Genomic DNA, 14,814 nt, shown 5'->3' with positions numbered 1-14,814 from the left:
ATCGTTATCAGGTTGACTCTGATTATTTGTCAGCCTCAATAGTTACGGCGCGGTCGAGAGAAACGAACTTCTCACCCATGTCGTTGAGGTTGCCGTTGTTAACGGTTACGTTGAGCTGAGAAGCGTTAACGCCGTTGCGGAGAAGAACGCGTTCAACACCCTTGGCACGAGCGTTACGGAGACGTTCGTTAACCTGATCAGAACCGGTGTAGTTATCGGCCCAGCCGGTAACGGTGTACTTCTGTTCGGGGTTCTGCTTCATGATTTCAGCCACAGCGCCGAGCACCTTGTTGTCAACACGAGAGATGTTTGACTTGCCGATGGTGTAGTAGATGGTGCAGAGGGGGCCTTCTTTGGCTTCAACCTTTTCAACCGGACGGTTGAGGCAGTCGCGGAGCTGACGTTCGAGGTCAGAGATGCGGGCGTTAGCAGCCTGGAGACGAGCTTCAACAGCATCGCAGTTGGTGGGTTCGGGGCAAACGGGCACAACGGGAGCTGACCAGGTGGTCTTGTTGAAGTTGTAGGTAAGACCGAGATAAGCCTGGAGGTCCATGTACTGCTTCTGCTGATAAGCTGAAAGGCTGCCTGCATAACGGAGGTCGTCAGTCATGAGAGCTGCACGAACGTCGAGGTAGAGGCTGAGGTGCTTGTTGAGAGCGAAGTTGTTGATAAGACCAACATGGGCAGTGAGGTTCTTGTTGCTACCGTTCTTCCAGCCGTCACGGTTGCCGTTTGAGTCGAAGTCGGGCACATACTGCCAGTTGAGGCCTGCACCACCGTAAACGATAGCGTTGTAAACGCGACCGGGACGATAGCCGCACCACCAGTTGGTGAGGTTCAGCATAGCGTCGAGGTTGATGCCGAACTCGTTACGTTTGTACTTATCGAAATCTTCAAAAGTTCCGTAGTAACCTACACCACCGTCTTTGCTGAGGCCTTTGACCTGAGTGAAGTTGCCACCGGCACGAAGACCAACGATGGGAGAGAACCATTTACCAACCCAGATGCCGGCATTGGGAGAGAAACGGTCGAGGAAGCTACGTTCTGAGTTGTGGTTGCGGAAGTAGTAGTTCATACCACCTTCAACCGATACAAACCAGTTGTTTGAGAAGCTATTGAAGAGATAGCCCTGAGAGGGGTCCTCAACATAGCTGATTTCTTGGTTGCTCTGAGCCATTGCGCTATGACCAACAAAAAGAGCAGCTACCAAGCCAAGGATAGCACTTTTTTTCATAATAATTTAAATTATTGTAAAATAGTTGAAAAATGTTTGGTTTAAGACTGTGTCTATAATAATTAAGGTGTATAGTCATTCCTAAGACGCTGGCATGACATTCGGAGCCACACCTATCTGTGGAAATTACCGTCAAAGGTATAACTTTTTTTTCAGACTATCTAAATTTTAGCTAATTTTTCTTTAACAATCACTAATTTTCTTACTTTCTGACCAAATTTGCGGGGTCTTATAGGCCGATAAGAGAAGATTAGTGACCAAAAATGCAAAATTCCCGCCGGCACAGCCGCTCAACAAAAATCGCTTCTGCTGCCGATTGATAAAGATGCGGAAGCAGAAGCGATACATTGCAGAGCCCGTCAAAGGTCCTGGTCATAGAGTTTCAGAACAAGTCTGTCACTCCTGAGATCAGGCTTTGATGAAGTTTTCAACGAGTCCTTTGACATGATCGACTGTGAAGCCGAATTTTTCGTCAAGGACTTTATAAGGTGCGGATGCGCCGAAGTGGTCGAGACCGAATACCATGCCGTCAGCTCCGACTACCTCTCGGAGTGTAGAGGGCAGACCGGCAGTCAGACCGAACGCGGGAACTCCGGGGGTGATGACTGCCTTGCGGTAGTCGGCATCCTGGAGGAAGAAGAGTCCGATCGAGGGCACTGAGACTACGCGTGCTTTTTTGCCTTCTTCGGCAAGACGGGCTGCGACTTCGCAGAGAAGCGACACTTCAGAGCCGTTGGCTACGAGGATCACGTCGGGGTTCTCAGCTTCGACAACCACATATCCGCCACGGCGGCAGCCGGCGTTGGCTTCGGCGAAACGGTCGCCTGATGCGGCGGGCAGGTCGGGGATGTTCTGACGCGAAAGGATGAGGGCCGACGGGGTCTTGAAGTTCTCCATAGCCATTGCCCATGCCACTGAGGTTTCGGCGGCATCTCCCGGACGGAGCACGAGCATCGAGGGCTCGCCGTTGAAGTTGCGGAGCTCTTCCATCAGCCGGATCTGGGCTTCCTGCTCTACGGGTTCGTGGGTCGGGCCGTCTTCACCTACGCGGAATGCGTCATGGGTCCAGATATATTTCACGGGAAGTTCCATCAGTGCGGCCATGCGGACAGCGGGTTTCATATAGTCGCTGAACACGAAGAATGTGCCACAGGCTCCGATGACTCCGCCATGAAGGGCGATGCCGTTCATTACGGCTGCCATTGTGAGTTCTGAAACGCCGGCGTGGAGGAAGGCGCCTGAGAAGTCTCCGTTGGTGAACGGACGGGTCTTCTTGAGGAAGGCGTCGGTCTTGTCTGAGTTAGCAAGGTCGGCAGAGGAGACAATCATGTTGTTGACCTTCTCGGCAAGCACTCCGAGCACGTCGGCCGATGCCTGGCGCGATGCGATGCCGGGTTTGTGGGGAATGGCTTTCCAGTCGATTTCGGGGAGTTTGTTGTCAAGGAATGTGTGGAGTTCCTTGGCGAGTTCGGGATTGGCGGCCTCCCATGCTGCCTGCTCGGCGCGTTTTGCCTTGACAATTTCGCGGAGTTCACGGCGGCGTTCGTCATAGAGGGCTTTGACATCGTCAAAAATAACCCAGGGATTTTCAGGATCGGCTCCAAGGTTCTTCATAGTGGCTGCATAGTCGGCACCTGATGCGCTCAGAGGCTGACCGTGGGTAGAGCACTGGCCTTCGAAGTTTGAGCCATCGGCCTTGACAACGCCACGACCCATCACGGTGTTTCCGATGATCAGCGTGGGGCGTTCCTTTTCTCCCTGAGCGGCAATGATGGCCTGGGCTATTTCCTGAGGATCGTTGCCGTTGATCTCGATTACGTTCCAGTGCCATGCGCGATATTTTGCAGCTACGTCCTCGCGGTCTACGGCATCGACCATCGTGGAGAGCTGCACGCGGTTGCTGTCATAGAACATTATGAGGTTGTGAAGGCCGAGATAACCGGCAAGACGACCTGCGCCCTGCGAGATCTCTTCCTGAATACCGCCGTCGGAGATAAAGGCATAGGTCTTGTGGCTCATCCATTCGCCGAAGCGGGCGGCCATGAAGCGCTCTGCGATGGCGCAGCCGACAGCCATTGTGTGGCCCTGGCCGAGAGGACCTGATGTGTTTTCAACACCGCGTTCGGGGTGAAGTTCGGGATGACCGGGTGTCGGAGAGCCCCACTGACGGAACTGCTCAAGTTCGGCCAGTGTGTAGTGGCCGAACAGAGCCAGGACACTGTACAGCATAGGCGACATATGACCGGGGTCGAGGAAGAAACGGTCGCGGCCAAGCCACTTCCCGTCGTCGGGATCGGTCACAAGGAACTGCGAGTAAAGAACGTTGACGAAATCAGCGCCACCCATGGCGCCTCCGGGATGACCGGACTTGGCTTTTTCAACCATTGATGCAGCGAGCACACGGATATTGTCGGCTGCATGGTTAATTGCTGATAGATTCATGGGGTTATTTATAAGTATAAAAATAGTTTCAGATTGCATTCGGGGGCGATCACTGCTTCGCCTGAATGACTTGTGAGGTGATGCAAATTTACAAATTAAAAACGAATTCCCCGCCAAAAACGGCAAGGAATTCGACACACAATAGTAACAAATAAAATAGATGTACCCACTTTTCACAAAGAGGATTACTATCTATGCGGTCAATCCGGAGACGGCCCGACAGACAGCTGTCTACAATAAGCCTGATGACACTTATTGCTTCAAAGCCTGCCGCGGATCAATATGATGTCAAAGGCCGCATCACAGCAGAAACGGCCAGATGTTTCAGATCTGGTAAAACGGTAGATTTGCAATAATGAGCATTATAGTAATTTGCATATGTTTCTATGTCGCAGAGATGGTTTGCTATGCCGCTTTGGCATGAGAATATAATCTGTCAGTTGATTCTACAATGCCCAATCGGGCGGAATCATGCACTGAACTGTCTGTTTTATGAAGAATTGCGTTACAAATTTAGGCAATATTGTCGAAATGACAACAAAAACTCTACATTTTTTTGTGAAAACGCCAATAAAACACCTGTCCGCCATCCTTCCTGCAATCATTTCAGCCGGTCATGATATTGTATGCCGGAGCTTGTCCGAACGTCCTGATCCTCTCTGTCAAATATACAATAAGCCACCCTGAGTCATAGGCTTAGACAAAAAATTTACGCGAAAAGGCAATCAAAACCTATAATTATCCGCAATATGATAAATTTATTTAAAAAGAATAGTTATCTTTGCTGTGTTATGAAACTATCAGTCATACAAACCATATTTTCCGCAAACACAAATTTCTAAGGCTCGCAAAGAAACAAATTCTTTTATTACATAATTTTTCTTCTACCAAAAATCAACAAATGGAAACTACCGCAAAGAACAACGGGCGAATAGTGGCTATAGTAGTGATGTTTTTCATCTACGCCATGATCTCGTTCGTTACCAACCTCGCAGCTCCGATCGGTACAATCTGGGGCTATCAGTTTGAAGGAAATTCAGTGCTCGGCATGATGGGCAACATGATGAACTTCGCAGCTTATCTGTTCATGGGCATTCCGGCCGGAAACCTGCTCGTCAAAATCGGCTACAAGAAAACGGCTCTCTGGGCCCTGGCTGTCGGCATCGTCGGTCTTTTCGTCCAGTTCCTGTCAAGCAGCGTAGGGACAGACACTGTTGTGACCACCTTTAATTCAACAAATGCTGACGGTGTGGCACACTCTTTCCCCATCACTCTCAACTTCTTCATCTATCTGCTCGGCGCATTCATATGCGGTTTCTGCGTCTGTATGCTCAACACGGTTGTCTGCCCGATGCTCAACCTTCTCGGCGGCGGCGGCAACAAGGGCAACCAGCTGCTGCAGTTCGGCGGTGCGCTCAACTCCTTCTCCGGCACAATGACCCCGTTCTTCGTCGGTATGCTCATCGGCGTTCTCACCGACAAGACCCAGATCGGAGATGTCAATCCGCTTCTTTTCATCGGTATCGGCATCTTTGCGGTGGCTTTCGTGATCCTGTCATTCGTCGCTATACCTGAGCCGAACACTACTTCCGGAAAGAAAGTCAAGTATTCACACTCTCCCTGGAACTTCCGCCACACAGTGCTTGGCGTAATCGGCATTTTCTTCTATGTAGGTATTGAAGTCGGCATCCCCGGCACCCTCAATTTCTATCTTGCCGATCAGACTGCCAACGGCGCCGGCGTGGTAGGCCAGGCATCAACCATCGCAGGTGCGATCGTGGCTATCTACTGGCTGTTCATGCTCGTGGGCCGTACACTTTCAGGTTTCATCAGCGGAGCCGTTTCGTCACGCACACAGCTCATAGCCGTTTCATGCACAGCGATAGTGCTTATCATCCTTGCCATCTTTATCCCCAAGGAAAGCACACTCCCCGTGCCTGAATTCCTCTATGAAGGTGGAGCCGAAGTGCCTGTCAGCGCCTTCCTGCTTATTCTCTGCGGCCTTTGCACTTCCATCATGTGGGGCGGCATTTTCAACCTTGCGGTGGAGGGCCTCGGTAAATATACCGCCCAGGCTTCCGGCATATTCATGATGATGGTGGTAGGCGGCGGCATCATGCCTCTCGTTCAGAACGCCATTGCCAACAGCATCGGCTATATGGCTTCCTACTGGCTGGTGGTAGCAATGCTTGCCTATCTGCTTTTCTACGGCCTTGTAGGCTCGAAGAATGTCAATACAGACATTCCCGTCGATGAAGAAATCGATCCCCGCAATCTGTAATCAGGATTGAGCGGAGCAGACTTCGCTCCACGTGTCCGCGACACGCACATACATTACAGTAAAATCGCATCCGCGCCGAGGGTCTCCGACCTCATTGCGGATGCGATTCTATTTTATGCGCCTGTCCGGATGCTTATTCCTGAGCTGTCAATTCACCGGCTGATCCAAGGGGCGCCGTGGCGGCGGTGGCTGCCGGAGAGACTTGCCGGATTTCTTATGGTCTGATTTCTTCCTGCGCCCTACCCTTTTGCCCGGATCTTCTTTATTGTCTTTGCCTGGAAGCGTATCCGGATGAACGGTCTGTTGATCTTTCTGCTGCCCTGCTTCATCTGCTGCTATGATCTCAATATGTGACATATCACTGTTGCGATCTTGACGGCGGTCACAGATCGCAACCGCCGCCCCAAGCAGCAGTAGAATCAAGGTAAGCAGGATGAGGCCTCGCCTCTCGCCGGAGGTAAACATTTTCATTATGCAGGTGCTGTAATTTTTTAAGATCCCATAAATAGCTAAGGTTCACAGTCATAAGTTCAAATAGACTCTTTTAAGGGCTGCTGAGAGTCAAATATTGCGGGCCGGAAAATTTTCCGTCCGGAATATCGCAGGGATCGGGCATAAATATAATAAAAAAATTTCACCGGATGCTCCTCTGAGAGGAATCCGGTGAAATTTTTATAAATGAATCTCGTTGTCAGCTAGCTTCAGATCATTCAGCTGCGGGAGCTTCTGCTGCAGGAGTTTCTGCCTGGGCGGGTGCTTCAGCTGCGGGTGCTGCGTTCTTAGCGCCACGGCGAGAACGACGGGTGCGGGTCTGCTTCTTGCCGCCGTTGTCCTTAAGCATGTTTTCGTTGTAGTCTACGAGTTCGATGAAGCAAGTCTTGGCGTTGTCACCGAGACGGTTGCCTGTTTTGAGGATGCGGGTGTAACCACCGGGGCGGTTAGCGATCTTCTGAGCGATTTCGCGGAAGAGTTCAGTCACAGCCTCCTTATTCTGGAGATGAGCGAAAACCAGACGGCGGTTGGGAGTGCTGTCTTCCTTAGCGCGGTTGATCAGGGGCTCAGCATAGACGCGGAGAGCTTTGGCCTTGGCGAGGGTTGTGAAGATGCGTTTGTGCATGATCAGCGAGATCGTCATGTTGGCGAGCAGAGCGTCGCGATGAGCCTTCTTGCGACTGAGGTGATTGAATTTTTTATTGTGTCTCATCGTTATAATTACTCTTTATCAAGTTTATATTTGGAAATATCCATTCCGAAGGAGAGGTTGAGGTTTGCAAGAAGTTCATCGAGTTCGGTGAGTGACTTCTTGCCGAAGTTACGGAATTTCAGGAGGTCGGTCTTGTTGAAGACCACGAGTTCACCAAGGGTTTCAACCTCGGCGCTCTTGAGGCAGTTGAGGGCGCGGACTGAGAGGTCCATATCCACAAGCTTGCTCTTGAGGAGCTGGCGCATGTGGAGTACTTCTTCATCAAATTCTTCTTCACCGTCAGTTTCGTCCGTTTCAAGAGTGATCTTTTCATCGGAGAAGAGCATGAAGTGATAGATGAGAATTTTAGCTGCTTCTTTGAGAGCGTCTTTCGGAAGAATTGATCCGTCGGTGGTGATTTCAAGTGTGAGCTTGTCGTAGTCGGTCTTTTGATCAACGCGGAAGTTCTCCACTGTGTATTTCACATTCTGAATCGGGGTGTAGATCGAGTCGATCGCGAGGACATCAATAGCGTCGTTTGCATTGCGGTTTTCCTCGGCGGGAACCCAACCGCGACCTTTGTTGATTGTGAGGTCGATAGTGAAGCTGGCGCTCGGATCCAAATGACAGATGACAAGATCGGGGTTCAGGACTTCAAATCCTGAGAGGACTTTGCCAATGTCACCGGCTGTGAACTCTTCCTGACCTGACACAGTGATGGAGGCTTTTTCGAAGTCGGTATCTTCAACCTTTTGCTTAAGGTTTACTTTCTTGAGGTTAAGAATGATGTTTGTGACATCTTCCTTGACGCCGGGGATAGTGTCAAACTCGTGTTTCACTCCGTCAACGCGGATCGACGAGATGGCGAAACCTTCGAGGGAGGAGAGAAGGATGCGACGCAGGGCGTTGCCAATGGTTATACCATATCCCGGTTCCAATGGCTTAAACTCAAATTTACCGAAATGATTATCGGCTTCCAACATGAGGACTTTGTCGGGTTTCTGGAATGCTAAAATAGCCATGGATCTTGATTTAATTATTATTTAGAATACAACTCGACGATAAGCTGTTCTTTGATGTTCTCAGGGATGTCTTCACGGGCGGGAACATGGAGGAATTTACCGGCCTTGATGTTCTCATCCCATTCGAGCCAAGGATATTTGCTGTGATTGAATCCGGCGAGTGCGTCGGAAATTACTTCGAGAGACTTTGACTTTTCACGGACACCGATAACATCGCCGGGCTTAACTGCGTAAGATGCGATGTTGACAACTTTGCCGTTGACCACGATGTGGCGGTGGAGCACAAGCTGACGGGCTGCTGCGCGGGTGGGTGCGATACCGAGACGATAAACTACGTTGTCGAGACGGCCTTCAAGAAGCTGAAGGAGGATCTCACCGGTGATACCTTTAGCGCGTGATGCTTTGTCGAAGAGGTTGTGGAACTGCTTTTCGAGAACGCCGTAGGTGTATTTGGCTTTCTGCTTCTCGCGGAGCTGGACGCCGTACTCAGAAGTTTTTCTTCTTTTGTTGAGTCCGTGCTGGCCCGGAGGATAATTTTTCTTGGCGAGGACTTTATCTTCACCGAAGATGGGTTCGCCAAACTTACGGGCGATTTTGGTGCGGGGACCTGTGTATCTTGCCATTTCTGTTTTTGTTTGATGTTGTTTCCTTTTCAGTGGCTCCGATTCTGCGGCTGATGATGAAAACTGATGAATTCCGGGGTGACAGCCGCGACCACAGAGAGGTGAATAAAAGATGTGGTCTATTTCACTGAAGAGTCATCATGGCTTTCACTCAGCCATCCGGTCTTCTCCGTCCGGTTCGTGGAGGCAGAAGCCCGCAGATCGTCTTTGGATCTGAAAAGGAGTTGGAAAAAATTGAATAATCAAAATTTACCTTGTTGCCGGGTTTCCGGTTTGCGGCGGCTCATTTGATGTTTTGATTCTGAAAGTGAGAGCTGAGCCGGCCACCGGACTCCGGTCGAGCGAGGTCTGGGCGGATATTATACGCGACGACGCTTGGGAGGACGGCATCCGTTGTGGGGCAGCGGAGTTACGTCAACGATTTCAGTAACTTCGATACCTGCGCCATGCACGGTGCGGATTGCTGATTCACGGCCGTTGCCGGGACCTTTGACATAGGCCTTCACTTTGCGGAGACCGAGGTCATAGGCTACTTTGGCGCAATCCTGAGCGGCCATCTGGGCTGCGTAGGGAGTGTTCTTCTTTGAGCCACGGAAACCCATCTTGCCAGCGGATGACCAGGAAATTACCTGACCTTCAGAGTTGGCTAAGCACACAATGATGTTGTTGAAAGACGAGTGAACGTGAAGCTGACCGGCGGCGTCAACCTTGACGTTTCTTTTCTTTGCTGCGACTGTCTTTTTTGCCATTTTCGTTTATTATTTAGTAGCTTTTTTCTTGTTTGCAACAGTTTTCTTGCGACCCTTGCGTGTACGGGCGTTGTTTTTGGTGCTCTGACCACGCACGGGGAGACCGTTACGATGACGGATGCCACGATAGCATCCGATGTCCATAAGACGTTTGATGTTGAGCTGAATTTCGCTGCGGAGGTCACCTTCAACCTTGTAGTCGGCGCCGATTACTTCACGAACTTTGGCTGCCTGATCGTCGGTCCAGTCCTTGACCTTGATATTCACGTCAACGCCTGCCTTGTCAAGGATTGACTTGGCTGCGCTACGGCCGATACCAAAAATATAGGTCAGGGCGATTTCACCTCTTTTGTTCTGGGGGAGGTCAACTCCCACAATTCTTACTGCCATATAATTACTTGATTACTTGACTAAAATTTTTGCAAAGGTAATACTTTTTCAGCGATCTTAAAATAGGCTTTCAGTCATTTCGAAACACTTATTAGAAATCATTGAGAAATATTAACTAATGGGTTTCTATAATGACTTTCAGTCTATCTTTGTGATCCGGACCGATTAACCTTGGCGCTGCTTGTATTTGGGGTTTTTCTTGTTGATGACGTAAAGACGTCCTTTGCGGCGCACGATTTTGCTGTCTGGAGTGCGCTTTTTGACTGAAGCTCTTACTTTCATTGGTTTATCTGTTGTATTGAAGATGATTATTTCTGGATGTTTTATTTGTAGCGGAATGCGATGCGGCCTTTAGAGAGGTCGTAGGGCGACATTTCCACTTTCACTTTATCGCCGGGGAGGATCTTGATGTAGTGCATGCGCATCTTGCCTGAAATGTGGGCTGTGATTTCGTGCCCGTTTTCAAGTTCGACGCGGAACATTGCGTTTGACAAGGCTTCAACGATGGTTCCGTCAAGTTCGATTGCTGCTTGTTTTGCCATATTTTATTTCGATGATGAAATATCGGTTGGGTTGTTTGTTAAATGAATCTGTCTCCGAGAGCTTCTTCGATGTAGTCGAATGTGGTGAGGATCTGCGGGCCTTCCGGGTCTATGACTATGGTGTGTTCATAGTGGGCGGATGGTTTGCGGTCTTTTGTGCGGCACTGCCAGCCGTCTTTTTCGATGACGATGTTGCGGCTGCCAAGGTTGATCATGGGTTCGATGCAGATGCACATACCCTTTTTCAGTACGGGTCCGCAACCACGGCGTCCGTAGTTGGGGACTTCAGGGTCTTCATGCATTTTGCGCCCGATGCCGTGTCCGCACATTTCGCGCACTACACTGTAGCCGTGACGCTCGCAGTAGGTCTGGACTGTGTTGGCGATGTCGCCGATGCGTTTTCCTTCCTGGGCTGCCGAGATTCCTTTGTAGAGAGATTCCTTGGTGACTTTGCAGAGTGCGAGCACTTCGGGGGCGATCTCTCCTACGGGGAAAGTGTAGCACATGTCTCCGTGGTATCCGTCGAGTTCGACCACGGTGTCGATGCCGATTATATCTCCGTCGCGGAGTTCGTAGCCGGAGGGGAATCCGTGGACTACTGTCTCGTTGACTTCGATGCAGAGTGTGCCGGGAAACCCTCCGTAACCGAGACATGCGGGCTTGCCTCCATTGTCGCGCATGAATTCGCGGGCAATGTTGTCAAGGTGACGGGTAGTCACGCCCGGAGCCACCCACTTGGCGACTTCGCCAAGTGTGCGGCTCACAAGCGTGGATGCCTGTCGCATTTTTTCGATTTCTTCGGGTGTCTTAAGATAGATCATTTATTGAAGAATGAATCAGCGGTAATCGAGACGGGTATTAATAGGCTGAACCGGTGGTGCGGCCTTTGATCTTGCCGTCCTTCATGAGTCCGTCATAGTGGTGCATCATCAGGTGGCTTTCGATCTGCTGGAGGGTATCAAGAACGACACCGACAAGGATGAGCAGTGATGTGCCTCCGAAGAATTGCGCGAAGTTCTGGCTGATGCCGAAGAAGCGTGCGAATGCAGGGAGGATGGCCACGATGCCGAGGAAGAGTGAACCGGGAAGAGTGATGCGCGACATGATCGAGTCGAGATATTCTGCGGTTTTCTTTCCAGGCTTCACACCGGGGATGAAGCCGTTGTTGCGCTTCATGTCCTCTGCCATCTGGGTGGGACGCACTGTGATGGCGGTGTAGAAGTAGGTGAATGCCACGATGAGGATGAAGTAGACAAGATTGTACCAGAATCCGTTGATGTCCGAGAAAGCGGCGTAGAATCCCGATGAGCTCTCTGAGCTGCCGAATCCGGCGAGAGTGATGGGGATGAACATGATTGCCTGGGCGAAGATGATGGGCATCACGCCGGCGGCGTTTACTTTCAGGGGGATGTACTGGCGGGCACCTCCGTATTGGCGATTGCCGACAATACGCTTGGCGTACTGTACGGGCACCTTGCGTGTTCCCTGCACGAGAAGGACTGCACCTACGGTGACTGCGAAGAGCAGGAGAATTTCAACTACGAACATGATGAGACCGCCCTGACTGCCGGTGGCTCCCGGAAGACGGCTTGTGAATTCGTAGAAGAGCGCTCCCGGAAGACGTGCAATGATACCTACAAGGATGATGAAGGAGATACCATTGCCGATGCCGCGGTCTGTAATGCGCTCACCGAGCCACATGATGAACATGGAGCCGGCTGCAAGGATTACTGTAAGGAATGCCAATGTCCAGAAGCCCATGGTGGCACCGCCTGTGGCGGCGCTCACCTGAACCTGGAGATTTACAAGATATGCAGGACCCTGGAGCAGCAGGATAAGCACAGTCAGATAACGGGTGTACTGGCTGAGCTTCTGGCGGCCGCTCTCGCCTTCGCTCTGGAGCTTCTGGAAGGAAGGGAGTACCATGCCGAGCAGCTGTATCACGATTGATGCAGTGATGTAGGGCATGATGCCGAGAGCGAAGATCGAGGCCTGAGAGAAGGCGCCTCCTGAGAACATGTCAAGGAGTTGCATGAGGCCGCTCTTGTTGGTGAACTTCGACAGGGCGTCGAGATCCTCCGGCGAAATGCCGGGAAGGACTACGTAGCAGCCGAGACGATAGACGAGCACCAGCAGGAGGGTGACAAGAATACGCTTTCTCAGTTCCTCAATGGTCCAGATGTTACGAATTGTTTCAATAAATCTCATTTCGAGGAGAAGGGGGATTAAATTTTGGTTACTGAGCCTCCGGCTTCAACGATTGCTTTCTCTGCGGCTGCGGAGAATGCGTTGGCCTCAACAGCGAGTTTCCTGGTAAGCTTGCCTGTCGCGAGGATCTTGACTGGCTGCTTGCCGTTGATGAGGCCTGCTGCAACGAGTTCGGCTACGCCGATCTTTTCGATTCCGGCAGTCTCGGCGAGACGTTCGAGATCAACAAGATTGACAGCTTTGTATTCGGTGCGGTTGAGGGGTTTGAAACCGAATTTGGGGAGACGGCGCTGAAGAGGCATCTGACCACCTTCAAAACCTATTTTGCGGCTGTAGCCTGAACGTGATTTGGCACCCTTGTGACCACGGGTAGATGTTCCACCCTTGCCGGAACCGGCGCCACGGCCGATACGGGTTTTCTTCTGGACGGAGCCTACAGCTGGTTTTAAATTGCTTAAATCCATAGTTGTGTTAATGATTTTTAGAAATTAGGCGTTGGTCACTTCTACCAAGTGGCGTACTGCTTTAACCATACCCATCACTGAGGGGGTGTCCTCAAGGACTACTGAGTGATGCATTTTTTTCAAGCCGAGGGCGTCGAGAGTGCGCTTCTGCACTGCGGGAGCGTTGATGCGGCTCTTAATCTGGGTGATTTTAATTTTTGCCATCTGATATATGGATGATTAGCCGTTAAACACTTTGTCGATAGAGATACCGCGGTTCTGTGCAACCTGAGCGGGTGAGCGCATTTCGCCGAGGGCGGCGATGGTTGCCTTTACGAGGTTGTGAGGGTTGGAAGAACCCTTTGATTTTGCAAGGACGTCAGTCACGCCTACGCTCTCAAGAACGGCACGCATCGCACCACCGGCTTTTACACCGGTACCGTGGCTTGCGGGTTTGAGGATTACGCGTGAACCGCCGAATTTGGCGATCTGTTCGTGGGGGATTGTTCCGCGATGAACAGGAACCTTGATGAGGTTCTTTTTGGCAGCTTCAACGCCTTTTGCGATTGCGGCCTGAACTTCATTGGCTTTTCCGAGGCCCCAGCCTACGATGCCGTTTTCATTTCCGACAACAACGATGGCTGCGAAAGTGAATGTGCGGCCACCTTTGGTAACCTTGGTGACGCGGTTGATGGCGACGAGACGATCCTTGAGTTCGAGATCGTTGGTGGATTTAACTTTATTGTTCTTAGTAGCCATATTCTTTAGAATTTAAGGCCGCCTTTGCGTGCGGCGTCAGCCAATGATTTAACTCTGCCATGGAAAAGGTAGCCGTTGCGGTCGAAAACCACTTCGGTGATACCGGCTGCAAGAGCTTTCTGAGCGATAGCCTCGCCAACCTTGGCTGCGATTTCACACTTGGTGCCCTCTTCGATGCCCTTTGAAGATGAGGCGCAAAGAGTTGTGCCTGCGAGGTCGTCGATGAGCTGGACATAGATCTGCTTGTTGCTGCGGAAAACCGACATGCGGGGACGAGCGGCGGTGCCGGAAATCTTCCCGCGGATGCGGGCCTTGATTTTAGTTCTGCGTTGTATCTTAGAAACCATTTTTGAATCAATTTAATTATTTAGCACTTGCCGACTTACCCGACTTGCGACGGATAATTTCGCCCACAAACTTGATACCTTTGCCCTTGTAGGGTTCGGGCTTGCGGAGAGAGCGGATTTTGGCGCAAACCTGACCGAGAAGCTGCTTGTCATCGCTTTCGAGGATGATGAGCGGGTTTTTGTTACGCTCGCTCTTGGCCTCTACTTTCACTTCGGGGGGAAGCTTGATATATATGGCGTGTGAGTAGCCGAGCGAGAGCTCAAGCACCTGGCCGGTTGCGGCGGCGCGGTAACCCACACCTACTAATTCCATTTCCTTGCGATAGCCTGTGGAAACGCCGACAACCATGTTGTGGATGAGTGCGCGGTAGAGACCGTGCTGTGCGCGGTGTTCGCGATCGTCAGAAGGACGGGTGACAACAACGTGTCCGTCTTCGACTGCTACCTGGAGGTCGGAATTTACTTTCTGTGAAAGGGTGCCTTTGGGACCTTTTACGGTTACTGTGTTATCCTGGCCGACTGTTACCTGGACACCGGCGGGGATTTCAATGGGAGCTTTACCTATACGTGACATAATTTGTATCCTCCTTA

General features: G+C 51.0%; 18 protein-coding genes. 1 reads left to right on the top strand and 17 read right to left on the bottom strand.

The window, feature by feature from the left end:
• Positions 1–22 precede the first annotated feature (22 nt).
• Positions 23–1,234: an OmpA family protein gene (locus tag C5O23_RS01770; protein WP_107031241.1), complete on the bottom strand. Its 1,212-nt coding sequence runs from the start codon at positions 1,232–1,234 to the stop codon at positions 23–25.
• A 408-nt stretch (positions 1,235–1,642) separates the two neighbouring features.
• On the bottom strand, positions 1,643–3,676 hold the full coding sequence (locus C5O23_RS01765; protein ID WP_107031240.1) for a transketolase family protein: 2,034 nt from the start codon (positions 3,674–3,676) through the stop codon (positions 1,643–1,645).
• 901 nt (positions 3,677–4,577) lie between these two features.
• Here C5O23_RS01765 and C5O23_RS01760 point away from each other — a divergent pair.
• Positions 4,578–5,957 carry an MFS transporter gene (locus C5O23_RS01760; protein WP_107031239.1) on the top strand — a complete coding sequence of 460 codons (1,380 nt, stop codon included), beginning with the start codon at positions 4,578–4,580 and terminating at the stop codon, positions 5,955–5,957.
• Between the two features lie 147 nt (positions 5,958–6,104).
• On the opposite strand, the gene C5O23_RS01755 is transcribed toward C5O23_RS01760, so the two are convergent.
• The 15 genes from C5O23_RS01755 to rplF all read right to left on the bottom strand — a co-directional run bounded on the left by C5O23_RS01755 (position 6,105) and on the right by rplF (position 14,797).
• Positions 6,105–6,428 carry a hypothetical protein gene (locus C5O23_RS01755; RefSeq protein ID WP_107031238.1) on the bottom strand — a complete coding sequence of 108 codons (324 nt, stop codon included), beginning with the start codon at positions 6,426–6,428 and terminating at the stop codon, positions 6,105–6,107.
• 235 nt (positions 6,429–6,663) lie between these two features.
• On the bottom strand, positions 6,664–7,161 hold the full coding sequence (gene rplQ, locus C5O23_RS01750; protein ID WP_107031237.1) for a 50S ribosomal protein L17: 498 nt from the start codon (positions 7,159–7,161) through the stop codon (positions 6,664–6,666).
• Between the two features lie 8 nt (positions 7,162–7,169).
• Positions 7,170–8,162, bottom strand: coding sequence for a DNA-directed RNA polymerase subunit alpha (locus C5O23_RS01745; RefSeq protein ID WP_107031236.1), 993 nt, complete (start codon positions 8,160–8,162; stop codon positions 7,170–7,172).
• A 17-nt stretch (positions 8,163–8,179) separates the two neighbouring features.
• Positions 8,180–8,785 carry a 30S ribosomal protein S4 gene (rpsD, locus tag C5O23_RS01740; RefSeq protein WP_107031235.1) on the bottom strand — a complete coding sequence of 202 codons (606 nt, stop codon included), beginning with the start codon at positions 8,783–8,785 and terminating at the stop codon, positions 8,180–8,182.
• 359 nt (positions 8,786–9,144) lie between these two features.
• A complete protein-coding gene (gene rpsK, locus C5O23_RS01735) occupies positions 9,145–9,534 on the bottom strand; it encodes a 30S ribosomal protein S11 (protein WP_107031234.1) in 390 nt (129 codons plus the stop codon).
• 9 nt (positions 9,535–9,543) lie between these two features.
• Positions 9,544–9,924, bottom strand: a complete 381-nt coding sequence (gene rpsM / locus C5O23_RS01730; protein WP_107031233.1) for a 30S ribosomal protein S13 — start codon at positions 9,922–9,924, stop codon at positions 9,544–9,546.
• A 165-nt stretch (positions 9,925–10,089) separates the two neighbouring features.
• Entirely contained in the window at positions 10,090–10,206 is a 117-nt protein-coding gene (rpmJ, locus tag C5O23_RS01725) for a 50S ribosomal protein L36 (protein WP_016562612.1), read from the bottom strand.
• 41 nt (positions 10,207–10,247) lie between these two features.
• Entirely contained in the window at positions 10,248–10,466 is a 219-nt protein-coding gene (infA, locus tag C5O23_RS01720; protein WP_107031232.1) for a translation initiation factor IF-1, read from the bottom strand.
• Positions 10,467–10,504: 38 nt separating this feature from the next.
• Entirely contained in the window at positions 10,505–11,287 is a 783-nt protein-coding gene (map, locus tag C5O23_RS01715) for a type I methionyl aminopeptidase (protein WP_107031231.1), read from the bottom strand.
• 37 nt (positions 11,288–11,324) lie between these two features.
• Positions 11,325–12,674 (bottom strand): preprotein translocase subunit SecY, encoded by a 1,350-nt coding sequence (secY, locus tag C5O23_RS01710; protein ID WP_107031230.1) that lies wholly within the window; start codon positions 12,672–12,674, stop codon positions 11,325–11,327.
• Between the two features lie 17 nt (positions 12,675–12,691).
• Positions 12,692–13,138, bottom strand: a complete 447-nt coding sequence (rplO, locus tag C5O23_RS01705) for a 50S ribosomal protein L15 (RefSeq protein WP_107031229.1) — start codon at positions 13,136–13,138, stop codon at positions 12,692–12,694.
• A 24-nt stretch (positions 13,139–13,162) separates the two neighbouring features.
• Positions 13,163–13,342, bottom strand: a complete 180-nt coding sequence (gene rpmD, locus C5O23_RS01700; protein ID WP_107031228.1) for a 50S ribosomal protein L30 — start codon at positions 13,340–13,342, stop codon at positions 13,163–13,165.
• A gap of 15 nt (positions 13,343–13,357) precedes the next feature.
• Positions 13,358–13,876, bottom strand: a complete 519-nt coding sequence (gene rpsE, locus C5O23_RS01695) for a 30S ribosomal protein S5 (RefSeq protein ID WP_107031227.1) — start codon at positions 13,874–13,876, stop codon at positions 13,358–13,360.
• Positions 13,877–13,881: 5 nt separating this feature from the next.
• The gene (rplR, locus tag C5O23_RS01690) at positions 13,882–14,223 is read right to left on the bottom strand and encodes a 50S ribosomal protein L18 (RefSeq protein ID WP_107031226.1); all 342 of its coding nucleotides are present in this window, start codon (positions 14,221–14,223) and stop codon (positions 13,882–13,884) included.
• A 16-nt stretch (positions 14,224–14,239) separates the two neighbouring features.
• Positions 14,240–14,797: a 50S ribosomal protein L6 gene (gene rplF, locus C5O23_RS01685; protein ID WP_107031225.1), complete on the bottom strand. Its 558-nt coding sequence runs from the start codon at positions 14,795–14,797 to the stop codon at positions 14,240–14,242.
• Positions 14,798–14,814 lie beyond the last annotated feature (17 nt).

The organism is Duncaniella muris, from assembly GCF_003024805.1.
Taxonomy (GTDB): domain Bacteria; phylum Bacteroidota; class Bacteroidia; order Bacteroidales; family Muribaculaceae; genus Duncaniella; species Duncaniella muris.
This window is presented reverse-complemented; position numbering and strand designations above follow the sequence as displayed.